General features: G+C 72.2%; 23 protein-coding genes. 8 read left to right on the top strand and 15 right to left on the bottom strand.

What is annotated here, in order from left to right; translation table 11 throughout:
* The first annotated feature begins 21 nt into the window (after positions 1-21).
* Positions 22-1,299: a thymidine phosphorylase gene (locus tag ACFC0Z_RS26715; protein ID WP_376442811.1), complete on the top strand. Its 1,278-nt coding sequence runs from the start codon at positions 22-24 to the stop codon at positions 1,297-1,299.
* Positions 1,300-1,372: 73 nt separating this feature from the next.
* Here the strand turns inward: ACFC0Z_RS26715 and ACFC0Z_RS26710 are convergent, their stop codons facing one another.
* Positions 1,373-2,023 (bottom strand): HAD family hydrolase, encoded by a 651-nt coding sequence (locus ACFC0Z_RS26710; protein WP_376442808.1) that lies wholly within the window; start codon positions 2,021-2,023, stop codon positions 1,373-1,375.
* A gap of 50 nt (positions 2,024-2,073) precedes the next feature.
* Here ACFC0Z_RS26710 and ACFC0Z_RS26705 point away from each other — a divergent pair, with 50 nt between their 5' ends.
* A complete protein-coding gene (locus ACFC0Z_RS26705; protein ID WP_376442805.1) occupies positions 2,074-2,358 on the top strand; it encodes an STAS domain-containing protein in 285 nt (94 codons plus the stop codon).
* Here the strand turns inward: ACFC0Z_RS26705 and ACFC0Z_RS26700 are convergent.
* The 3 genes from ACFC0Z_RS26700 to ACFC0Z_RS26690 form a co-directional block, all read right to left on the bottom strand.
* On the bottom strand, positions 2,341-3,315 hold the full coding sequence (locus tag ACFC0Z_RS26700; RefSeq protein WP_376442802.1) for a sigma-70 family RNA polymerase sigma factor: 975 nt from the start codon (positions 3,313-3,315) through the stop codon (positions 2,341-2,343). The genes ACFC0Z_RS26705 and ACFC0Z_RS26700 overlap by 18 nt on opposite strands.
* 36 nt (positions 3,316-3,351) lie before the next feature.
* Positions 3,352-3,987 (bottom strand): L,D-transpeptidase family protein, encoded by a 636-nt coding sequence (locus ACFC0Z_RS26695; RefSeq protein ID WP_376443136.1) that lies wholly within the window; start codon positions 3,985-3,987, stop codon positions 3,352-3,354.
* A 150-nt stretch (positions 3,988-4,137) separates the two neighbouring features.
* Complete coding sequence (locus tag ACFC0Z_RS26690; protein WP_376442799.1) at positions 4,138-5,400, bottom strand: MFS transporter; 1,263 nt, start codon at positions 5,398-5,400, stop codon at positions 4,138-4,140.
* A gap of 63 nt (positions 5,401-5,463) precedes the next feature.
* Between ACFC0Z_RS26690 and ACFC0Z_RS26685 the strand changes: the two genes are divergently transcribed.
* Entirely contained in the window at positions 5,464-6,420 is a 957-nt protein-coding gene (locus ACFC0Z_RS26685) for a LysR family transcriptional regulator (protein WP_376442796.1), read from the top strand.
* On the opposite strand, the gene ACFC0Z_RS26680 is transcribed toward ACFC0Z_RS26685, so the two are convergent.
* A complete protein-coding gene (locus ACFC0Z_RS26680) occupies positions 6,415-7,182 on the bottom strand; it encodes an alpha/beta hydrolase (RefSeq protein WP_376442793.1) in 768 nt (255 codons plus the stop codon). The genes ACFC0Z_RS26685 and ACFC0Z_RS26680 overlap by 6 nt on opposite strands.
* Before the next feature lie 188 nt (positions 7,183-7,370).
* On the opposite strand from ACFC0Z_RS26680, the gene ACFC0Z_RS26675 reads away from it, so the two are divergent.
* Positions 7,371-8,525, top strand: a complete 1,155-nt coding sequence (locus ACFC0Z_RS26675; protein ID WP_376442791.1) for an adenosine deaminase — start codon at positions 7,371-7,373, stop codon at positions 8,523-8,525.
* Positions 8,526-8,705: 180 nt separating this feature from the next.
* Positions 8,706-9,065 (top strand): hypothetical protein, encoded by a 360-nt coding sequence (locus ACFC0Z_RS26670; protein ID WP_376442789.1) that lies wholly within the window; start codon positions 8,706-8,708, stop codon positions 9,063-9,065.
* 78 nt (positions 9,066-9,143) lie between these two features.
* Here the strand turns inward: ACFC0Z_RS26670 and ACFC0Z_RS26665 are convergent, their stop codons facing one another.
* The 5 genes from ACFC0Z_RS26665 to afsQ1 form a co-directional block, all read right to left on the bottom strand.
* Positions 9,144-9,350 carry a PspC domain-containing protein gene (locus ACFC0Z_RS26665; RefSeq protein ID WP_376442786.1) on the bottom strand — a complete coding sequence of 69 codons (207 nt, stop codon included), beginning with the start codon at positions 9,348-9,350 and terminating at the stop codon, positions 9,144-9,146.
* Positions 9,351-9,442: 92 nt separating this feature from the next.
* The gene (locus tag ACFC0Z_RS26660) at positions 9,443-9,991 is read right to left on the bottom strand and encodes a VanZ family protein (protein WP_376442783.1); all 549 of its coding nucleotides are present in this window, start codon (positions 9,989-9,991) and stop codon (positions 9,443-9,445) included.
* Between the two features lie 53 nt (positions 9,992-10,044).
* Positions 10,045-10,716: a hypothetical protein gene (locus tag ACFC0Z_RS26655; RefSeq protein WP_376442780.1), complete on the bottom strand. Its 672-nt coding sequence runs from the start codon at positions 10,714-10,716 to the stop codon at positions 10,045-10,047.
* A complete protein-coding gene (locus ACFC0Z_RS26650; RefSeq protein WP_376442777.1) occupies positions 10,713-12,263 on the bottom strand; it encodes an ATP-binding protein in 1,551 nt (516 codons plus the stop codon). Before ACFC0Z_RS26650 ends, ACFC0Z_RS26655 begins: the two co-directional genes overlap by 4 nt.
* Positions 12,260-12,937 (bottom strand): two-component system response regulator AfsQ1, encoded by a 678-nt coding sequence (gene afsQ1, locus ACFC0Z_RS26645; RefSeq protein ID WP_360812754.1) that lies wholly within the window; start codon positions 12,935-12,937, stop codon positions 12,260-12,262. Before afsQ1 ends, ACFC0Z_RS26650 begins: the two co-directional genes overlap by 4 nt.
* Before the next feature lie 181 nt (positions 12,938-13,118).
* Between afsQ1 and ACFC0Z_RS26640 the strand changes: the two genes are divergently transcribed.
* Complete coding sequence (locus ACFC0Z_RS26640; protein WP_376442774.1) at positions 13,119-13,841, top strand: SigE family RNA polymerase sigma factor; 723 nt, start codon at positions 13,119-13,121, stop codon at positions 13,839-13,841.
* 175 nt (positions 13,842-14,016) lie between these two features.
* On the opposite strand, the gene ACFC0Z_RS26635 is transcribed toward ACFC0Z_RS26640, so the two are convergent.
* Positions 14,017-14,712: an ATP-binding protein gene (locus ACFC0Z_RS26635; RefSeq protein WP_376442771.1), complete on the bottom strand. Its 696-nt coding sequence runs from the start codon at positions 14,710-14,712 to the stop codon at positions 14,017-14,019.
* 62 nt (positions 14,713-14,774) lie between these two features.
* Here ACFC0Z_RS26635 and ACFC0Z_RS26630 point away from each other — a divergent pair, with 62 nt between their 5' ends.
* On the top strand, positions 14,775-15,173 hold the full coding sequence (locus ACFC0Z_RS26630; RefSeq protein WP_376443133.1) for a hypothetical protein: 399 nt from the start codon (positions 14,775-14,777) through the stop codon (positions 15,171-15,173).
* Between the two features lie 10 nt (positions 15,174-15,183).
* Here ACFC0Z_RS26630 and ACFC0Z_RS26625 read toward each other — a convergent pair whose 3' ends face one another.
* The 4 genes from ACFC0Z_RS26625 to deoC all read right to left on the bottom strand — a co-directional run bounded on the left by ACFC0Z_RS26625 (position 15,184) and on the right by deoC (position 19,894).
* Positions 15,184-16,527: a TerD family protein gene (locus tag ACFC0Z_RS26625; RefSeq protein ID WP_376442768.1), complete on the bottom strand. Its 1,344-nt coding sequence runs from the start codon at positions 16,525-16,527 to the stop codon at positions 15,184-15,186.
* Positions 16,528-16,603: 76 nt separating this feature from the next.
* Positions 16,604-17,500 (bottom strand): aldehyde dehydrogenase family protein, encoded by an 897-nt coding sequence (locus ACFC0Z_RS26620; protein WP_376442765.1) that lies wholly within the window; start codon positions 17,498-17,500, stop codon positions 16,604-16,606.
* Positions 17,493-18,929 (bottom strand): aldehyde dehydrogenase family protein, encoded by a 1,437-nt coding sequence (locus ACFC0Z_RS26615; RefSeq protein WP_376442762.1) that lies wholly within the window; start codon positions 18,927-18,929, stop codon positions 17,493-17,495. Before ACFC0Z_RS26615 ends, ACFC0Z_RS26620 begins: the two co-directional genes overlap by 8 nt.
* 5 nt (positions 18,930-18,934) lie before the next feature.
* Positions 18,935-19,894 carry a deoxyribose-phosphate aldolase gene (deoC, locus tag ACFC0Z_RS26610; RefSeq protein ID WP_376442759.1) on the bottom strand — a complete coding sequence of 320 codons (960 nt, stop codon included), beginning with the start codon at positions 19,892-19,894 and terminating at the stop codon, positions 18,935-18,937.
* Between the two features lie 252 nt (positions 19,895-20,146).
* On the opposite strand from deoC, the gene ACFC0Z_RS26605 reads away from it, so the two are divergent.
* Positions 20,147-21,859 (top strand): hypothetical protein, encoded by a 1,713-nt coding sequence (locus ACFC0Z_RS26605; RefSeq protein ID WP_376442756.1) that lies wholly within the window; start codon positions 20,147-20,149, stop codon positions 21,857-21,859.
* The last annotated feature ends 156 nt before the right edge of the window (positions 21,860-22,015 follow it).

The following is a 22,015-nucleotide window of genomic DNA, read 5'->3' as shown; positions in this document are numbered from 1 at the left end:
GTAGAAAGAGGAACCATCACCATGGACGTCATCTCCGTCATCCGTACCAAGCGGGACAAGGGCGAGCTGAGCCCGGAGCAGATCGACTGGGTCATCGACGCGTACACCCGCGGTGTGGTCGCCGACGAGCAGATGTCCTCGCTGGCCATGGCGATCCTGCTCAACGGCATGAACCGCACGGAGATCGCCCGCTGGACCGCCGCGATGATCGCGTCCGGCGAGCGCATGAACTTCGACGCGCTCTCCCGCCCGACCGCCGACAAGCACTCCACCGGCGGCGTCGGCGACAAGATCACCCTCCCGCTCGCCCCGCTCGTCGCCGCCTGCGGCGCGGCCGTCCCGCAGCTCTCCGGCCGCGGCCTCGGCCACACCGGCGGCACGCTCGACAAGCTGGAGTCCATCCCCGGCTGGCGCGCGCTCCTCTCCAACGAGGAGATGCTCCACGTCCTCGACACCACCGGCGCGGTCATCTGCGCGGCTGGCGACGGCCTGGCCCCGGCGGACAAGAAGCTGTACGCGCTCCGCGACGTCACCGGCACTGTCGAGGCGATCCCGCTCATCGCCAGCTCCATCATGTCCAAGAAGATCGCCGAGGGCACCGGCTCCCTGGTCCTGGACGTCAAGGTCGGCACCGGCGCGTTCATGAAGACCATCGAGGACGCCCGCGAACTGGCCTCCACCATGGTCCAGCTCGGCACCGACAGCGGCGTGAAGACGGTCGCGCTCCTCACCGACATGTCGACCCCGCTCGGCCTCACCGCGGGCAACGCCCTGGAGGTCCGCGAGTCGGTCGAGGTCCTCGCCGGCGGCGGCCCCTCCGACGTCGTCGACCTGACGATCGCCCTCGCCCGCGAGATGCTCGACGCGGCCGGCATCAAGGACGCCGACCCGGCGAAGGCCCTCAAGGACGGCTCGGCGATGGACGTCTGGCGCCGGATGATCGCGGCCCAGGGCGGCGACCCGGACGCGGCCCTCCCGGTCGCCCGCGAGCAGCACGTCGTCACGGCCCCGTCCTCGGGCGTCCTCACCCGCCTCGACGCCTACGACATCGGCATCGCCGCCTGGCGCCTCGGCGCGGGCCGCGCCCGCAAGGAGGACCCGGTGCAGGCGGGCGCGGGCGTCGAACTCCACGCCAAGCCCGGCGACACGGTCATCGCGGGCCAGCCCCTGATGACCCTCCACACGGACACCCCGGAGAAGTTCGACTACGCCCTGGGCTCCCTGGAGGCCGCCTGGGACATCGCCCCGGAGGGCACCCCCTTCACGGCGAACCCGATCGTCCTGGACCGCATCGCCTGAGACCCGGCGGCGCGCTGACGAGGAACGGGACCGGTGGATCTCCACCGGTCCCGTTCCCCGTCACGGCTCCCCGTCAGCCGGACAGCAGCCCCGGCAGCTCCCGCATCGCGTCGAAGACCACCGTCCGGGGGCCCATCAGCCGGTCCGCGCGGGTCAGGCCGCCGGAGTAGCCGAAGGCGCGCATGCCGGCCGCGCGGGCGGCCTCGACGCCGTACGGGCTGTCCTCGACGACCGCGCAGCGCTCGGGCGGTACGCCCATGGCCGCCGCCGCGTGCAGGAACAGGTCCGGGGCGGGCTTCGCCCGGGGGACGTCGTGGGCGCTGAAGCGGCGGCCCTCGAAGCGGCTCAGGAGTCCCGCGCGGTCCAGGTTCCGGGCCACGGTCGCGTGGCTGCCGTTGGAGGCCAGGCAGTACGGGACGGCCAGCGCGTCCAGCACCTCCGTGACGCCCTCCACGGCCGTGAGCTCCGCGTCGAGGGCATCCTCGTACCGCTGCTTGTACGGGACCTGCCAGTCGGGCTCCAGGGGCTTGCCCCGGCGCTCCTCGACGAGCGCGGTCAGCAGCTCCTTCGAGGAGCCGATGAAGAGGTCGGCCATCTCGGCCTCGGAGAACTCCGCCCCGACGGCCGCGAACACCTCCCGGTCCACCCGGCAGTAGATGCGCTCGCTGTCCACCAGAACACCGTCACAGTCGAAGATCACCAGTTCGACAGGTTCGTGAGTCATGATCCAGAGCCTAGCGATGAGTTACGGGGGCGGGCACGGTCTCTTCTCCTGTGGACCCCCGTCGAGAGCCCCTCGTCCTGACCCTGCCCGCCCGCCCCACCCGGGACGACGTCGCGGGCCTCTGCGCGCGCCTCGCGCACGCCCCGCCCGGGGACGTCACCTGTGACGTGGGGGAGCTCGCGGGCGCCGACCTCCTCGCCGTCGACGCCCTCGCCCGGCTCAAGCTCGCCGCCCGGCGCCACGGCCACCGCCTCCGGTTCGAAGGGGCGGGGCCCGAGCTGCGGGCCCTGCTCCTCCTCACCGGCCTCGACGGGACCCTAGGCCTCCAGCCGTGACGGCAGCTCGAAGAGCGGGAACCAGCGCTCGGTGTCCAGGAAGAAGTCCATCCCGGCCACCTTCCCGTCCCGCACCTCCAGGACGATCAGCGCCCAGGGGCTGAAGCCGCCGGCCGGGTCCGGGTGGTACTGGGCGAAGGCCGGCGAGCCGTTCGCCACGGTCGGGACCAGCTTCGAGCCCGCGCAGACCTCGCCGACGCCCAGCATCCAGCCCACGATGTCGTCGTGCCCCTGGAGCCAGAGGTCGAACGGCGGCATGGACATGGTCGCGTCCTCGTGGAGCAGCGCCGTCAGCGCCTTCATGTCGTAGCCCTCGAAGGCCACCACGTACCGCTCCAGGAGCGCCTTCTGCTCCTCGTCCAGCGGGTCCGCCGCGTCGGACGCGGCCGGTGCCTGCTCGGCGAGGGTCGCGCGGGCCCGCTGGAGCGCGCTGTTGACCGAGGCGACCGTGGTGTCGAGGAGCTCCGCGACCTCGCTCGCCTTCCAGGCGAGCACCTCGCGCAGGATGAGCACCGCCCGCTGCTTCGGCGGCAGGTGCTGGAGCGCGGCCATGAACGCGAGCCGCACCGACTCCCGGGACAGCGCCGTCTCCGCCGGGTCGCCCGCCGAGGGCAGCACCCGCCCGTCCGGCATCGGCTCCAGCCAGGTGATCTCCGGCTGCTTCACCAGCTGCGCCTGCGCGACCGGCGTCGGGCCGGTGAGGTCCATGGGCCGCGCTCTCCTGTTCCCCGCGTTCAGCGCGTCCAGGCAGACGTTGGTCGCGATCCGGTACAGCCAGGACCGCACCGAGGACCGCCCCTCGAAGCTCGCGCTCGCCTTCCACGCGCGCACCATCGTGTCCTGCACCGCGTCCTCCGCCTCGAAGGAGGAGCCGAGCATGCGGTAGCAGTAACCGGTCAGTTCCCTGCGGTAGCTGTCGAGTTCGTCGGTCGTCACGGTCGCGTTCGTCGTGGTCACGCGATCGAAGCTAGCGCAGGGCACTGACAAGTCGGGTCAGGTTCCCGGCTTCCGCCCGTAGACGAAGACGTCGTCGCCGTTGCGCAGCAGGTTCCAGTACGCCTTCGCGTCCGCGGACCGCATGTTCACGCAGCCGCCCGAACCCGGCGGGTTCCACATCGACTTGGTCGTGGAGTGGAAGGCCTGCCCGCCGTCGAAGAACTGCGCGTACGGCATGGAGACGTTGTAGAGCGTCGACCAGTGGTTGATGTTCCGCCAGTAGATCTTCTTCGACCCGGTCCGCGTCTCGGTGCCGTCCTTGCCCGTACGGACCGGCACGGGGCCGTACTTGAGCCGCGACCCGTCCTGGATCCAGCTCAGCTGGCGGGTCAGGTCGACGCACGCGATCCGCCCCCGGTTGGTCGGGCAGGTGCCCGCGCGGTTCGGGGTGGTGCCGGCGGCCCGCTGCTGGAGCATCGTGTTCATCGTGCGCCAGGTGACCGGGCCCGCGTACCCCATCGTCGGGGTGATGCCGTGCTTGGCCTGGAAGGCCTTGATGGCCTGACAGTCCGCGAGCGACTGCCGTCCGTCGACGGGCCGCCCGAGGAACTTCTCCACCTGCTTCTGGTACGGCCCCGTCGTCACGTTGCAGGACGCCGCCTGCGCCGGAGCCGTACCGAGCGCGATCGTCATCGGTACGACGAGCGACACGAGCCCGGCCGTGATGCCCGCTCTCTTCCCCGCACGAGCCATGAATCGGTTCATGATCGTCAACTCCCCCTAGAGTCCTGTCATTTAAGACGCTCCGGGGGAGGGGAATGGTTTCAGGCCGCCGGAACCGGCTCAGGCCGCCGTCACCAGCTCCGGCCGCCGCGCCGCCACCCGCGCGCTGTGGGACCCGTACAGCGTCACCGACACCACGCCGAGGACCGCGACGAGCCCGATCACGACCGTGCCCGCCCAGCCGCCCGCGTGGAACGCGATCGCACCGAGCGTGCCGCCCACGCTGCTGCCCAGGTAGTACGCCGACTGGTACAGCGCCGAGGCCTGTGCGCGGCCCGTCTTCGCCGTACGGCTCACCGAGGACGAGGCGACCGCGTGGCCCGCGAAGAACCCGGCCGTGATGAGGACCAGGCCCGCGAGGACCGCCGCGAGGGAGTCGGAGAGGGAGAGGAGGAGGCCCGCCGCCGTCGTCGAGACCGCCAGGTACAGCGCCCCGCGCCGGCCGAGCCGTCCGACGAGCTTTCCGGCGGCGGCGGAGGAGACCGTGCCGACCAGGTAGACCAGGAAGATCGAGCCGATGACGCCCTGGGGGAGGGAGAAGGGCGCCTCGACGAGCCGGTAGCCGATCACGGTGTAGACCGCGCCGAAGACCGTCATGAACAGCGCGCCGATCACGTACAGACGCACGAGCAGCGGGTCCGACAGGTGCGTCCTGACGGTCTTCGCCAGCGCCTTGGGGTTCAGCGTGCCCGGCGTGAAGTGCCGCGCCTTCGGGAGCAGCGCGCGGAAGGCGAGCGCGCAGAGCAGCGAGGTCAGGCCGACGGCGGCCAGACCCGCGCGCCAGCCCCACATCTGCGCGACCCAGCCGGTGACGAGCCGGCCGCTCATGCCGCCGATCGAGTTGCCCGCGACGAAGAGGCCGATCGCGGCGATCAGCGCCTTCGGCCTGACCTCCTCGGCGAGGTACGCCATCGCGGAGGCGGGGAGGCCGGCGAGCGCGGCGCCCTGGAGGGCGCGCAGCGCGATCAGGGTCTCCAGGTTCGGCGCGAGGGGCACGAGGAGGGCGAGGGCGACGGCGACCGTGAGGGAGGCGGTCATCATCGCGCGGCGTCCGAAGCGCTCGGAGAGGGCGCTGAGGGGGAGGACGCAGAGGGCGAGGGCGCCGGTGGCGGCGGAGACCGTCCAGGAGGCGGCGGACGCGGTGGCGCCGAACTCGGCCGAGATGGCCGGGAGGAGGGCCTGCGTGGAGTAGAGGAGGGCGAAGGTGGCCAGGCCGGCGGCGAAGAGCGCGAGGCTCGTCCGGCGGTAGCCGGGGACTCCGGGAGCGAGGCGGGTGTCGGCGGACGCGCTGGTGGCGCCCGCCTTGGTACTGGCGGGAGGCATGTCCACGAACGTAGGACGCTCTGTTTCATGCGTCCAATGCACGGAACTGATGTAATCGTTCCCATGCTGCATGAGTACAGGTCACAGCCTCGCCTGTCACCGAACAGTAACGAAGAAGACATGGGCCTGGTACTGGCTCCGCGCCTCGCGTACTTCGCCGCGGTCGCCCGGCACGAGCACGTGACGCGGGCGGCGGCCGAGATGGGCGTGCCGCAGTCGACGCTCTCGCGGGCGATGGTCCGCCTGGAACAGGACCTCGGCGTCTCGCTCTTCGCCCGGCGCGGCCGGACGGTCTCCCTCACCCCGGCGGGCCGCCGCTTCCTCACGGCCGCCGAGAAGGCGCTCGCGGAGGTCGAGCGGGCCGCCGACACCGTACGGGCGGACGCCGACCCGACGGCCGGCCGGGTCGCCTTCGGCTTCCTGCACACCATGGGCTCGGAGACCGTCCCGGCGCTCATCCGGGCCTTCCGCGTGGACCACCCGCGGGTCCGCTTCACCCTCGTCCAGAACTACGGCGAGGCGATGATCGAGCGGCTGCGCGCCGGCGACCTGGACCTCTGCCTGACCTCGCCGGTCCCGGACGCCCCCGACCTCGTCGCCCGGCGCCTCGACGAGCAGCGGCTGCGGCTCGTCGTCCCCGACGACCACCGCCTCGCGGGCCGCCGCCGCGTCCGCCTCGCGGAGGCCGCCGACGAGACCTTCGTGACCCTGGAACCGGGTTACGGGCTCCGCCGCATCACCGACGACCTGTGCGCGCAGGCCGGCTTCAAGCCCCGGATCGCCTTCGAGGGCGAGGAGGCCGAGACCCTGCGCGGCCTGGTCGCCGCCGGTCTCGGCGTGGCCCTGCTGCCGCCGCCCGCCGTCCCGCGCCCCGGCGTCGTCGAGCTCAGCGTCACCGCGCCGCGCGCGGTCCGCGAGATCGGGGTGGCCTGGCTGGACGGCCACCCGGACACGGCCCCGGTGGCCGCCTTCAAGAAGTTCCTCCTGAGCCGGCGCGACCACCTGCTGCCGAAGCTATGAGCCGCTCGTGAACCCCGCCGCGAGCGGCATCCTGAGCCCCAGCGGCGGGGGAGCGGCCATCGCGTCGGTCACCGGCCGGGCCACGGGCCGGGCGAAGAGGGCGCCGAGCGCGAAGTCGGCGGCGAGGTTGCGGACCTCGTGCGCGTACTGGCGCAGCGCGTGCCCGTCCGAGTGCACCTCGAAGCGGCAGGTCTCGCGGTTCGTCTTCTTGGCGCGCTCGGCGAACCGGAAGGACAACTCCGGGTCGGTACGGGAGTCGTTGGTGCCGTGCACGATCAGCACCCGGCGCCCGAGGAGGTGGCGTACGGGCTCGGGTTCGGCGGCCACGTCGTCCTCGGGCAGCCAGGGCGCGAGGGCGACGACCGCCCCGACGGCCTCGTGTCCGCCGGCCCGCAGCGCGGCCCGCGCGCCCATCCCGTGCCCGACGAGGCAGACCGGCACGTCCCCGTACCGCCGTACGGCCTCGCCGACCGCCCAGGAGGCGTCGGCGGCCTGCTCGGCGTCGGCCCCGTTCCACCCGCGCCCCCGGTACCGCACCACGTGCGCGACGAGCCCCTCGCCGCGCCCGCCCCGCACGAGCCGCCGCCCGAGCGGCAGCACGGCGGCGTGCGCCCGCGCGGAGGGCCGCCGCCGCGAGGCCTCGTCCCCGTCCGGCAGCAGCAGCACGACACCGCCCACCGCCGAGGGCCGGTTTCCTCCAACGGGCCGACCGAGCCGGGGTCGCCGGGCTCCGGACGGTCCCACGAGTGCGAAGAGCGCCATGACAGAACAGTCTCAGAAGCGGAGGTGTACACCAGCGGTACGCGCGATCACTGTTACGTATCGGGCCTCGAATGAACGCCCGTACCCCATAAGTCCGTTCGGCACGCGGGTGCGGATGACCGGAGCGGAGCGAAGAATCCGCGGTGTGACAGGGCGCGCTCTACGCGCGTAGGCGCTACAGTGCGGAAATGACGAGCCAGACCCCCAACGTCCCCACCGCGGACCAGATCCGCCGTGCCCCGAAGGTGCTCCTCCACGACCACCTCGACGGCGGACTGCGCCCCGGCACGATCATCGAACTCGCCCGGGAACAGGGCTACGAGCAGCTCCCCGAGACCGAGCCCGACAAGCTCGGCATCTGGTTCCGCGAGGCCGCCGACTCCGGGTCCCTGGAGCGCTACCTGGAGACCTTCGTGCACACCTGCGCCGTCATGCAGACCCGTGAGGCCCTGGTCAGGGTCGCCGCCGAGTGCGCGGTCGACCTCGCCGAGGACGGGGTCGTGTACGCGGAGGTGCGCTACGCCCCCGAACAGCACCTGGAGGGCGGCCTGAGCCTCGAAGAGGTCGTGGAGGCCGTCAACGAGGGCTTCCGCGAGGGCGAGCGGCAGGCCAGGGCCAACGGACACCGCATCCGCGTCGGCGCGCTGCTCACCGCCATGCGGCACGCGGCCCGCTCCCTGGAGATCGCCGAGCTCGCCAACCGCTACCGCGACACCGGCGTCGTCGGCTTCGACATCGCGGGCGCCGAGGCCGGCTTCCCGCCCACCCGCCACCTCGACGCCTTCGAGTACCTGAAGCGGGAGAACAACCACTTCACGATCCACGCGGGCGAGGCCTTCGGTCTCCCCTCCATCTGGCAGGCGCTCCAGTGGTGCGGAGCCGACCGCCTCGGCCACGGCGTCCGGATCATCGACGACATCGAGGTCGACGAGGACGGTTCGGTCCGCCTCGGCCGCCTCGCCGCCTACGTCCGCGACAAGCGGATCCCCCTGGAGATGTGCCCCACCTCCAACCTCCAGACCGGCGCCGCCGCCTCGTACGCCGAGCACCCGATCGGCCTGCTCCGCAAGCTGCATTTCCGTGCCACCGTCAACACGGACAATCGCTTGATGAGCGGAACGAGCATGAGCCGTGAATTCGAGCTCCTGACCGAGGCTTTCGGATACACGCTCGATGACATGGGTTGGTTCACTGTCAATGCGATGAAATCAGCGTTCATTCCTTTCGATGAACGACTCGCCATGATCAATGACGTGATCAAGCCTGGCTATGCCGAGCTCAAGTCCGAATGGCTGTTCCAGCAGACCGCCACGACCAGCGACTCTTCCCGCGCGGAAGGCTGATCGCACCCTCGCAAAGGGTTTCGAAGCGGCCGGGTGGGCACGACACCCGGCCGCTTTCCGGTGTTTGCGGTGGAGACGTCCGGTGGTTAGGTTGCAGAGCCGCTCTGCATTCCCGTGTTCCCAGGATTTCCCCCAGCGGCTTTTCCCCGAAGCCCCGGATTCCCCAAGGAAGATTTTCAGATGAAGCAGTCTGCCGCCAAGAAGCTCGGTGTCGCCGCCCTCGGTGCCGCTTTCGCCGTCACCGCCGCCGGCACGGCCTCCGCGTCCGCCCTGCCGCTCGACGCCGACGCGCTGGGCACGGTGACCAACGCAGTCCCGCTGGGCAGCGACCTCACCGAGCTCCCCGACGGTGCCGGCGAGTCCCTCGGTGCCGGACAGGGCGCCCTCGCCCAGGGCGTCGACCAGGGCGTGAAGACCCTCCCGGCCGCCGCGGGCCCCGCCACCGACGGCCTCGGCGCCACCCCGCTCGGCGGCCTCCTCGGCGGCCTGCCCATCGGCGGCCTCACGGGCGGTCTCCCCGGCGGCCTCCCGCTCGGCTGAGCCGCACCCGCACCCGTACACGCCCGAGGGGCGCGCACCCGGAGACCCGGATGCGCGCCCCTCGGGCGTTCCCCGTGACTACCAGGCGGTCCTCGAGCTCGCGGCCTTCTCTCCCGGCAGGAATATCCACAGGCCCAGGTAGATCAGGAACTGCGGCCCCGGAAGCAGGCACGAGACCAGGAAGATCAGGCGCATCGTCGTCGCGGAGGTGCCGAAGCGCCGCGCCAGCGCCGCGCACACTCCGCCGATCATGCGTCCGTTACGGGGGCGGACAAGTGCGGCCATGGTGGGCTCCTTCGAAAGCGTCTGCCGGGAGCCGCTCCGTCGGGCTCCCGATGACTCCATCCTGCCGCCGCCACCGGGTCCCGGGCGTCGGCCTACGGGGCGATCGGGACCCTGGAAATCGTCGGGGTCGAACCCTGAGCCTTCTCCTTCTCCGGCAGGGGAGAACCCTGATCCCGCTCCGACCTGCGGCGCAGCCGGGCCCGCCCGGCCGGCACGAACAGCAGGTGCGCGAGCGCCACCCCGGCGGTGTTCAGGAGGACGGAGTCCACGTCGACGACCTGGCCCGGTACGGCGGTCTGGAGCAGCTCGAGCGCGAGCGACACCAGCGCGCCGGCCGCGACCGTACGGACCCACGAGCCCCAGAGGGAGGCGCGGAGCCGTCCGTCGGCCATCGGGAGCAGCACCCCGAGCGGGGCCAGGAGGAGCAGCCCCTCGGCGATCAGCCGGGCGGCCTCGGCGCCGCCGAGCGCGAGATCGGCCCGGATGCCGGCGAGGGGGATCGTGTTCGGGGCGGTCACCCAGGCCACGTCCCGTGGGCGGAGGCCGATCCAGGCGACGAGCAGCAGATGCGCGAGGAGGAGAGTGAACCCCGCCCCACGGACGACCACGGCGGCGTTTCCGCCCGAACCTTGACGCTGCACGCCCCCCAAGACGCTCGTACCGGCGGAATCGGTTCCGCCGGTACGGAGAAGCCTCAGGCGGCGGGAGTGGACTGCGTCACCCCGGGCGTCGTCGTCGCCACCGGTTCCGGCGTCGTCGCCACCGGTTCCGGCGTCGGCGCCGTCGGCGGGCTCGACTCCGGCCGCTCCCGCAGGTCCGTCGTGCACTGGTAGCGCTTCGGCTCGTACCAGCCGGGGCCGCCGAGCAGCACCGTGTGCTCGCCCGCGCCCGCCGAGCTCTCCGCGAAGGTGCAGACGATCTGCGAGAGCGCGACCGGCGTCAGGTCCTCCGGCTGGCGGCTCAGCCGCAGGGTGCCCGCCGGATCGCCCGCCCGCGCCCCCTTGACCGTGAGCGGACCCCGTACCGCCGTCGTGAATCCGGCCTGCCGCTCGTCCTCCGACGGCTCCGCGAGCAGCTGCGCGAGCAGCCCCGACGCCGTCCGCACCGGGTCGCCGCCCGCCTTCTCCTCCGGCAGCGGCGAGCGGCGGTCGACGGCCTCCAGCTGCGAGCCGCACACCAGGAAGACCCGGACCGGCACGCCCTGCGCGGCGGTCGCCGACGGGCTCTCCTCGGTGACGCTGCACGGAACCCGGGACGGGGCCGCGCCCGCGTCCACGGGTACGGACGTCGTCCTGATCCCGCACCCGGTCAGCACGAGCGCGGCGAACCCCGCGCAGAGGACCAGTCGCTGCGTACGGCGTCTCACTCGTCCTCCCCCTCGCCCTGGCTGCTCCGCGTCCGCACCTCGCGGGTGATCCCCGAGGCGTCGAGCGGCAGTCGCAGCACGAACACCGCGCCGTCCACCGCCCCGTCCTCGCCGACCGAGTTCGAGGCGGTGATCGAGCCGCCGTGGATCAGCGCGTTCTCCATGGCGATCGACAGGCCGAGGCCGCTGCCGTCCGACCGGGGCCGGGAGGCGCTCGCCTTGTAGAAGCGGTCGAAGACGTGGGGGAGCACGTCCTCCGGGATGCCGGGGCCGTGGTCGCGGACCGCGATGACGAGTTCCTCCCGCTCTTCCCGCTCCTCCCGCTCCGTCCGCACCGACACCCGCACCGGCGAACCGCCGTGCTTGAGCGCGTTGCCGATGAGGTTGGCGAGGATGACGTCGAGACGGCGCGGGTCGAGCGGCACCATGATCCCGCGCTCGGCGTCGAGGTCGACCGCGTCGAGCCAGGCGCGCGCGTCGATGCACGCGGTGATCTGGTCGGCGATGTCCACCTCGTCGACGACGAGCCGGGCGGTGCCCGCGTCAAAGCGGGTCACCTCCATCAGGTTCTCCACCAGGTCGTTGAGGCGCCGGGTCTCGCTCACGACGAGCGCGACCGCCGGGGCGATCATCGGGTCGAGCGTGTCCTGCTCGTCCTCCAGGACCTCCGTGACGGCGGTCAGCGCGGTCAGCGGCGTCCGCAGCTCGTGCGACATGTCGGCGACGAACCGCCGCGAGGACTCCTCGCGCGCGCTCATGTCCGCGACCTTCTTCTGGAGCGACTCGGCCGCGCTGTTGAACGTCCGTGTCAGGTCCGCGAGTTCATCGGCCCCGGTGACCCGGAGCCGGGTGTCGAGCTTGCCCTCGCCGAGCTGCTTGGCCGCCTCGCCGAGCCGGTGCACGGGCCGCAGCACGGTGGTCGCCGCGACCTGCGCGAGCAGCACCGAACCGGCCACCGCGAGCGCCGTCGCGATCCCCAACGACCAGGCCAGCGAGTTGAGATCGGCCTTCTCCGCCGCGAGCGACTTGAGCATGTAACCGGCCGGACCGCCGCCGTCGATCCGCGTCCCGCCGACCAGGTACGGCGTCCCGTTCCGCTCCGTCCGCTGCCAGAACAGGTGGTACGGGTACGGGTTCGCCTCCGTCACCGGGCGCCGTGTGTCCACGGCCTCCCGCAGCGACCGCGGCACGTCGGCCAGCGTGAAGTCGTCCGGGTCCGAGGCCCCGACGATCGGCTTGCCCGCGGCCCGCTCGCCGAGCAGCAGCACCTGGTAGTTCGCCCCGCCGCCGGAGGCCATCTGCTCGGCGGTCCGCCGCAGGTCCTCCTCGGTGGGCCGCAGCGGCAGCGTCGCCGCCCGGTTCTGCATCTCCTGCCGGAAGTCGTTGAGCGCCCCGTCCTGGGTACGGGTCAGGACCGCCTCGCGGTTCAGCCAGTACGCGATGCCGGAGGCCGAGACGGCCGCGGTCAGCGCGACCAGGGCGAAGACGACGACGAGGCGCAGCCGCAGACTGGAGAGCCGCAGCCGCGCGAGGAATCCTTTGCTCACGCAGGGACGTCCAGGCGGTAGCCGACCCCACGGACCGTACGGATCAGGGTCGGCGAGGACGGCACGTCCTCCACCTTCGCGCGCAGCCGCTGCACGCAGGCGTCGACCAGCCGCGAGTCGCCCAGGTAGTCGTGCTCCCACACGAGCCGCAGCAACTGCTGCCGGGACAGCGCCTGTCCGGGCCGCCGGCTCAGCTCCAGGAGCAGCCGCAGCTCGGTCGGCGTGAGCTGGAGGTCCTCGCCGTTCTTCGTCACGGTCATCGCCGACCGGTCGATGACGACCGAGCCGTACGTCGCCGAGTCCGTCGACTCGCGCTCGCCGCGCCGCAGTACGGCCCGGATGCGCGCGTCGAGCACCCGGCCCTGCACCGGCTTCACCACGTAGTCGTCGGCACCGGACTCCAGGCCCACGACTACGTCGATGTCGTCACTGCGCGCCGTGAGCAGGATGATCGGCAGCTGGTCGGTGCGGCGGATGCGCCGGCACACCTCGAAGCCGTCGATGCCGGGCAGCATGACGTCGAGCACCACCAGGTCGGGCCGCTGCTCGCGCAGCAGCTGGAGGCCGTCCTCCCCGGTCGCGGCGGTGGCCACCCGATGGCCCTGCCGTGACAGGGAGAGTTCGAGGGCCGTGCGGATGGCGTCGTCGTCCTCGATCAGCAACAGAAAAGGCACGCCGTCATTCTGTCGTACTCGGCCGTCCGGGCACGACCGCTTAGTGACGCGCTCCTCGTGACGCCCGTGTCCCGTCCCCTGTGACACGGCTGTGACAGTCGGCGGACACCTCCATGAACTCCGCCGGGCAGGCTTCTTGGCACACGGACCGAATCACACTCCGAACGACGGGGGGCGCGAGATGAACGCACTGCACAGCACCACCTCAAGCGCAGTTGTCACGCGCCTCCACGACGTCGGCCGGAGCACCGAGAAGTCCGGCGCGGTGAACGGGCGGGGGTGCGTTCGCGGCGTCGGGCGCCAGCGGAAGGCGCCGTACATGGCCGCCGTCGCTGACGCGGGAGCGGTGTACGGGGAGAGCACGGGGGAACGCGCGAGCTGTTCGGAGGCCGAGTTCACGGCCTACGTCCAGGAGCGTCGTGCCTCCCTGTACGCCACCGCCTACCACCTGACCGGTGACCGTTTCGAGGCCGAGGACCTGCTCCAGAGCGCGCTGTTCTCCACGTACCGCGCCTGGGAGCGGATCAGCGACAAGGCCGCCGTCGGCGGGTACCTCCGTCGCACCATGACCAACCTGCACATCAGCGCGTGGCGCCGCCGCAAGCTCAACGAGTACCCCACCGAGGAGCTGCCGGAGACGGTCGGCGAGACGGACGCGATGCGGGGTACGGAACTGCGCGCGGTCCTGTGGCAGGCCCTGGCCCGGCTGCCCGAGCTCCAGCGCACGATGCTGGTGCTGCGCTACTACGAGGGCCGTACCGATCCGGAGATCGCGGAGATCCTGGACATCAGTGTCGGCACGGTGAAGTCGAGCATCTGGCGTTCGCTGCGGCGCATGCGCGAGGACGAGGTGCTCAGCTTCGGCCGTGACGAGGAGGAGTCCTTCGGCGAGCTGGTGGCCTGAAGGTCGGGGGGAAGCAACGGGGGAAACGGGGGAAAGACCCGCGCGGGCTCACGGGGGAACGGGAGCTCGCGGGGGAAGCGGGGGGAGCACGGGGATACGGGGAACGACGAAGCGGGTCGCACAGGCCGGGGGGCCAGGTGCGACCCGCTTCTCGCGTGTCCGGGCTCTTCGTCCGTCAGTTCGCGGCCGGCGTGCGGTGGCGGCCCGCCGCCGCGGCGGCCAGGCGGCCGAGCGCCTCGTCCTTCGCGCACGGGTGCGCGCCGAGCGCCGTCTGACGGGCCACGATCGCCCGCTCCGAGCGCATCAGACGCCAGCCCCGGCGCAGCAGGAACGGCACCGACTTCCGGCCCTCGCGCAGGTCGCGGGCGAGCCGGCGACGGAAGGTCGTCGAGGGGCGGCCGCGCAGGCAGAGCGCGTCGGCGAGGACGTCGAGCTCACGGCAGCGGTTCACGATCTCGGCGGCGAAGATGCCCTCCGCGACGAAGAGCGGGGTCCGCTCGATGTCGAGGCGGTCCCGGCCGACCCGGGAGCTGGTGGCGATGTCGTACACGGGGACCTCGGTCCGTCCCGTACGGCAGAGCTCGACGATCGCGGCGACGGCGGCGTCCGCGTCCCAGGAGCCTGGGGAGTCCCAGTCGACGTCCGAGGTGCCGTCGACGATCGGGAGCGACGGGTCGTCGCACTCCTTGTAGAAGTCGTCGAGGCGCAGGACCGGAAGGCCCGCAACGGCGGCGAGGGACGACTTGCCGGAGCCGGACGGGCCGGACAGCAGGACGACGCGGGTCGGAATCGGGAGGGCACTCACGGAACACCAGTGTGAACCATTCCCCCGTCCAGGGGAGTACCGGAGAAGGCCGTTGGTATCGAGCATCACACCCCCACTACGCTCGGTGCCCGTTCGCTCACCCCGTGGAATCCTCTGGAAGGATCATGATGGCGCGTCACGCAGAAGACCGGACCCCCCGTCGGAGCGCCCTGCTGAAGGCCGGGCTCACCGTCACGGCGGCGGGCGCCGCGCTGGTCGGCGGGGGTGCGGCGGCCCAGGCCCTGGCCCCGGTGCCGCTGCCGGTCGACTCGCTGACCCGGACGGACGCGGCGGCGGCCGGGGCGGGCGCGCTCGAAGGCGTCACCCACGGCCTCGGCCCCCTCACCCGCCTCCAGCTCGACCCGCTGGCCAAGACCGGTGTCGACCCGCTCGACAACGGCCTCGGCACCCAGGTCGCCGACTTCAAGCCGGTCGGCACGAACCTCGTCACCGACCACCTCACGAAGGGCGGCGCGGTCGCGGACCTGCCGGTGGCGGGTCCGCTGACGCAGGGCCTGCTCCCGTAGCGGAGGCCGCTCAGTCGCGGACCCGGCGCAGCCACGCCACGGCCGCGCTCGGCTGCTTCAGCCGGGCGCGCCAGGGGCCCTCGGCCCACTTGAGATGGACGACGAGCGGGCCCGCGGGCAGCGGCTCCGACTCCCGCTGCCTGCCGATCTCGTTGACGATGTGCTTCGGCCTCGGCAGGAGCGCGGGAGAGCCGTCGTACCGCGCCAGGTCGTAGACGTGGACGATGAAGTTGCTCTTGCCGCGGTAGCGGAAGGCCACGTGGTCCGGTCCGCCCGTGTGCAGCAGCACGTCGGACCCCCAGCCTTCCAGGGTCTCCTCCGACAGCTGCCGGGCCGCCGAGAGGGGCAGGGCCCGCGCGCGCCAGAGGCCGTAGGCCTCCAGCTTCAGGCGCAGCCGCCCGGTGTCGGGGACGACGACGAGCACGCGGCCCCGCAGGCCCTTCTCGGTGCTGCTGACGAGCAGGTCGCCCTGCTCGTTCTCCTCCGTGAGGGTCCAGAGGGCCGTGTACCGGTCGGTGTGGACGGCGATGTCGAAGAGGACGGGGCCGGGCGGGAGGTCGTCGACGACGATGACGTCGTTGCCGACGCCTTCGATCTCGCGCGGTTCGAAGTCGTTGTCCTCGTACGGCCAGTCCTTCGGTACGGATACGGGGACCGTGACTGCCGGGAACGGGCCCGGGGCGTACGCCGAGGCCGGGGCGTACGGCGAGACGGGCTCGGCGGACGACGGGGGATTCGTGTCCTTGGAGGCCGCGGGAAGGGCCTCGGGCGCCCGAGGCGCGGGGAGGGCGTCCTCCGGCTCCGGGAGGGCGGCCTCGGGCTCCGGGAGGGTGTCCTCCGGCTCGGGAAGGGTGTCCTCCGGCTCCGCCACGACCCCGTGGTCCGCCGCCAGGCCGACGAGCCCGTCCTCGTACCCCTGGCCCACCGCCCGGAACTTCCAGCCGCCGGCGCGGCGGTACAGCTCCGCGAGGACCATCGCCGTCTCGGGGCCCGCGTCGGTCACCCCGTACGCCACGACCGCCGAACCGTCGGCGCCGATGACCTGGACGGAGAGCCCGCGCGCGTCCTTCAGCGCCCCCTCCTCCGTCGACGCGACGAGGAGGACGCGGTCGATCGCCTCCTCGACGGCCGCGAGGTCGGTGTCGAGCCAGACCGTGCCGTCCTCGTGCTCGGTGAGCCGCACCGCGCCGGACGCGTGCACGGGTGCGCCGGGGAACACGATGTCGGCGTCCCCCCGGACCCTGCCCTGCTCCGTCACGAGCAGCGCCGCGATGTCCACGCCGGTTCCGACGGCGACGCGCAGCGCGGCCGTCGGGACGAAGGCGTTGTCTCCCTTGATCAGTCCCCTCAGCATGAGTGGATCATGCGTTCGGGCCCGGGCGTGCGCAAGGCCCCCGGGTGCGGACACCCGGGGGCCTTGCGGAGTGGATCTAGTACGAAGAACCGCTCGCGCCCAGCGACCCCGTGGGGTGCCAGACGGTCTTGGTCTCCAGGAACGCGGTCATGCGGTCCGTGCCGGGGGACTCGTTGAAGTCCTCGGTACGGGGACGCAGCACGCGCTTCAGGTTGTCCGCCGCCGCGATCTCCAGGTCGCGGGCCAGGTCGGCGTCCGCGCCCGTGAGGTCGATCGCGTTGACGTCCTGGTGGGCCGCGAGGTGCGGGCCCATCTCCGAGGCCTTGCCGGAGAGGATGTTGACCACGCCGCCGGGGAGGTCGGAGGTGGCCAGGACCTCGCCCAGGGACAGGGCGGGGAGCGGGGACTTCTCGCTCGCGACGACGACCGCCGTGTTGCCCGTCGCGATCGCCGGGGCGATCACCGAGACCAGGCCCAGGAACGAGGACTCCTGGGGGGCGATCACCGTGACGACGCCGGTCGGCTCGGGCGAGGACAGGTTGAAGTACGGGCCGGCGACCGGGTTGGCGCCGCCGACGACCTGGGCGATCTTGTCGGTCCAGCCCGCGTACCAGACCCAGCGGTCGATCGCCGCGTCGACGACCGCCGCCGCCTTCGACTTCGACAGGCCCTCGGCGTCCGCGACCTCGCGGACGAACTGCTCCCGGCGGCCCTCCAGCATCTCGGCGACGCGGTAGAGGATCTGGCCGCGGTTGTACGCGGTCGCGCCCGCCCAGCCGCCGAAGGCCTTGCGGGCGGCGACGACCGCGTCACGGGCGTCCTTGCGGGAGGAGAGCGGGGCGTTCGCCAGCCACTTGCCCTTCGAGTCGCTCACCTCGTACACCCGGCCGCTCTCGGAGCGGGGGAACTTGCCCCCGACGTACAGCTTGTAGGTCTTGAAGACGCTCAGACGCGTCGCGGAAGACTCAGACATCGAGGTAAGCCTCCAGGCCGTGGCGACCGCCCTCGCGGCCGAAGCCCGACTCCTTGTAGCCGCCGAAGGGCGAGGTCGGGTCGAACTTGTTGAACGTGTTGGCCCAGACGACACCCGCGCGGAGCTTGTCGGCGACCGCGAGGATGCGGGAGCCCTTCTCCGACCAGATGCCGGCCGACAGGCCGTACTGGCTGTTGTTGGCCTTCGCCACGGCCTCGTCCGGCGTACGGAACGTCAGCACCGACAGGACCGGGCCGAAGATCTCGTCGCGGGCCACCGTGTGCGCCTGCGTGACGCCGGTGAAGAGCGTCGGGGCGAACCAGTAACCGGCCGACGGCAGCTCGCAGGGGGCGGTCCAGCGCTCGGCGCCCTCCGCCTCGCCGCGCTCCACGAGGGAGGTGATGCGGGCCAGCTGCTCCGAGGAGTTGATGGCGCCGATGTCGGTGTTCTTGTCGAGCGGGTCGCCGAGGCGGAGCGTCGACAGGCGGCGCTTGAGGCTGTCCAGCAGCTCGTCCTGGATCGACTCCTGGACGAGGAGGCGCGAGCCCGCGCAGCAGACCTGGCCCTGGTTGAAGAAGATGCCGTTGACGATGCCCTCGACGGCCTGGTCGATGGGGGCGTCGTCGAAGACGATGTTGGCGCCCTTGCCGCCCAGCTCCAGGGTCAGCTTCTTGTCGGTGCCCGCGACGGAGCGCGCGATGGCCTTGCCGACGGCGGTCGAGCCGGTGAAGGCGACCTTGTTGACGTCCGGGTGCTCGACGAGTGCGGCGCCCGTCTCCCCGTAACCGGGAAGGATGTTGACGACACCCTTCGGCAGCCCGGCCTGACGGCAGATGTCCGCGAAGAACAGCGCGGACAGCGGGGTCGTCTCGGCCGGCTTGAGGACGACCGTGTTGCCGGTCGCGAGCGCCGGGGCGATCTTCCACGCCAGCATCAGGAGCGGGAAGTTCCACGGGATGACCTGGCCGGCCACGCCCAGCGGACGCGGGTTCGCGCCGAAGCCGGCGTGGTCGAGCTTGTCGGCCCAGCCCGCGTAGTAGAAGAAGTGCGCGGCGACCAGCGGGAGGTCCGCGTCGCGGGTCTCCTTGATCGGCTTGCCGTTGTCCAGGGTCTCCAGGACGGCCAGCTCGCGGCTGCGCTCCTGGATGATCCGGGCGATGCGGAAGAGGTACTTGCCCCGCTCGGCGCCCGGCAGCGCCGACCACTTCTCGAAGGCCTTCCGCGCCGCCTTCACCGCGCGGTCGACGTCCTCGGCGCCGGCCTGGGCGACCTCGGAGAGGACCTCCTCGGAGGAGGGGGAGACGGTCTTGAAGACCTTGCCGTCGGCCGCGTCGACGAACTCGCCGTCGATGAAGAGGCCGTAGGAGGGGGCGATGTCGACGACGGACCGGGACTCGGGCGCCGGCGCGTACTCGAATGCAGATGCCATGTTGATCAGTCCACCGTCACGTAATCGGGGCCGGAGTAGCGGCCGGTAGCCAGCTTCTGGCGCTGCATCAGCAGGTCGTTGAGCAGGCTGGAGGCGCCGAAGCGGAACCAGTGGTTGTCCAGCCAGTCCTCGCCCACGGTCTCGTTGACGAGCACCAGGAACTTGATCGCTTCCTTGGTGTTGCGGATGCCGCCGGCCGGCTTCACGCCGATCTGGACGCCGGTCTGCGCGCGGAAGTCGCGGACCGCCTCCAGCATGAGGAGGGTGTTCGCCGGGGTGGCGTTGACCGCGACCTTGCCGGTCGAGGTCTTGATGAAGTCCGCGCCGGCCATCATGCCGAGCCAGGAGGCGCGGCGGATGTTGTCGTACGTGGAGAGCTCGCCGGTCTCGAAGATCACCTTGAGGCGCGCGCGGTCGCCGCACTCCGCCTTGATGGCCGCGATCTGCTCGTAGACCTTGAGGTAGTGGCCGGCGAGGAAGGCGCCACGGTCGATGACCATGTCGATCTCGTCGGCGCCCGCGGCGATGGCGTCGGCCGTGTCCGCGAGCTTCACGGGGAGCGCGGCGCGGCCGGCCGGGAAGGCGGTGGCGACGGAGGCGACCTTGACGCCGGAGCCCGCGACGGCGGCCTTGGCGGTGGCCACCATGTCCGGGTAGACGCAGACGGCGGCGGTCGTCGGGGTCGCGCGGTCGGTCGGGTCGGGGTTGACGGCCTTGGCGGCGAGCGCCCGGACCTTGCCCGGGGTGTCCGCGCCTTCGAGCGTCGTCAGGTCGATCATGGAGATGGCCAGGTCGATGGCGTACGCCTTGGCCGTGGTCTTGATCGAGCGGGTGCCGAGAGATGCGGCGCGCGCCTCCAGGCCGACGGCGTCGACGCCGGGCAGCCCGTGGAGGAAGCGGCGCAGCGCACTGTCGGACGCGGTCACGTCGGCGAATGCGGATGCTGCGGATGCAGTGGTGGGCATGGTCACCAGTCGAGCATATCTACGCGCGTAGCGACCTGTACAGGGGAGCCCTTCGGTCGAGCGCGAGGTCACATCAGGGGTGACGGGGCGAGTGACGCCTGTCACACGCCTGTGACGTGGAGCGCACAGCTCCCGCATACAAGATCTTTAAATTTTTAACCAGCAGCCAGCCAGACCTCACCGGACACCTCGGACCGAGAAAAAGCGGCATGCGACTCACCCAACCACCTGACTGATTTCCCAGGAGTCGTTATGCGCACCGCCCTCCGCACCGCCGTCGCCACCGCCCTCGTCGCGGGCGTCGCGATCACCCCGGCCCTCACCGCGGGCGCGGCCTTCGCGGCCGACGGCCCGACGGCCGTCAAGTCGGCGGCGACCCCGTCCGCCACGACGGCGCCGACGGACGCGGATGCGGATGCGCAGGCGGACGCGGCGGATGCCCCGAAGAGCTCCGAGAGCCCGAAGGCCGCGGCGGACGACAGCACCGGCACCCTCGTCCGGACGGAGAACCTCCCGAACGGCGCCCAGGCCAAGATCTTCCGCGTCGCCGGCGGCCACCACCGCGCCGAGATCTCCAAGGCGGGCCAGCGGGTCGGCACCCTGGACGCGAACGGCATCGCGGTCGCGTACGAGGACGAGTACACCTACTTCGTCCTCTACCCGAATGGCCAGACGTACTCCTGGAAGGGCAACCGCCTCCAGGGCCGCGCCGTCACCGGCACGTACGAGCTCGCCAACGGCGCGCAGGTCAAGCTCACGGAGAAGCAGGGCCGCTTCCACCTCACGGGCGACGGCCGGCTCCTCGCCGTGACGGGCGACGACCTCCGGGTCGCCGCGTTCCGTGGCGCCGTCGTCCTGATGGAGCAGGACGGCCGCCTCGTCTCCTACATCCCGGGCTCCGCCCGGCAGGCCGCCCCGAAGCTCGTCTCCGCGGGCGTGTACGTCCGCACGGTGCCGCTGCCCACCGGCGGCGAGGCCAGGATCTTCCGCGTCGCCGACGGCCACCACCGCGCCGAGCTCACCTACAAGGGCAAGAACGTCGGCACGCTCGACGCCGACCACCAGTCGGCCGCCGGCAACAACAACGGCGCCTTCTTCGTCCTCGACTCCGACGGCAGCTCCTACGGCTGGGTCGGCAACTACATCCACGCCGAGCCGGGCCAGTACAAGCTCGCCAACGGCGTCCGCCTGGAGGTCGTCGAGAAGGACGGCCGCTGGGGCCTCCGGGAGATCCGGCTGGGCGTCAAGACCGGTGTCTCCTACGTGAAGGGCGACCGCGCGGTCTTCCGCTTCACCGGCGGCGGCCTCGTCGTCCTGGAGCAGGGCGGCGGCCTCGCGGCCTACATCCCCGGCTCGTCCCGGCAGGCCGCCCCGACGCCGTACACCCGTGACGACCAGTGCACCGTCACCACCACCGTCAGCATCGGCGCGGGCACCGAGGCCGAGCTCGTCATGAGCCCGAACGGCCCGACCGCCACCTTCCACGACGCGGGCGACGACACCCCGGTCTTCTCGAAGCTCGACCGCAAGCACCCCGCGCTGCCGAAGAGCGCCGGCATCATCGCCCGCATCGACAACCCGTTCGGCGCCACCCCGACGCTCTACACCAAGGTCGAGGGCGGCGTCGGGAGCAAGGGCGGCTCGCAGGCCTTCCCGAAGATGCCGGAGGGCTGCACCCTCAACCCGGTCACGGGCGGCACCAAGGTCCCCACGGACAACAAGGGCACCGGCGGCGACAAGAGCTCCACGGGCACCACCGGCTCCACGGGCACCACCGGCTCCACGGGCACCACCGGCGGTCAGACCGCCGTCGTCCCGCAGGGCGGTGTCGCGGCCGGTGCCGAGCTCGGCACCACCGGGACCGACTCCACGGCCCTCTACGCGACGGGCGCCGGCGCGGTCTCCCTCGCCGCCGCGGGCCTCGGCTTCGTCGTCCTCCGCCGCCGGGCCGGCGCGCGCGGCTGACCCACCGCCCCGAGCTCACCCACGCCCCGGCCGGGCGCCCCCCCCCCCCCCGCCGGCCGGCCCCCCCCCCCCCCCCCCGCCCGGCCCCCGGCGGGCCCCCCCCCCCCCCCCCCGAACCCCGCCCCGTCCCCGCACCCCCCCCGCCGCCAGCAGCCG

It is taken from the genome of Streptomyces sp. NPDC056144 (assembly GCF_042264145.1).
Lineage (GTDB): Bacteria > Actinomycetota > Actinomycetes > Streptomycetales > Streptomycetaceae > Streptomyces.
This window is presented reverse-complemented; position numbering and strand designations above follow the sequence as displayed.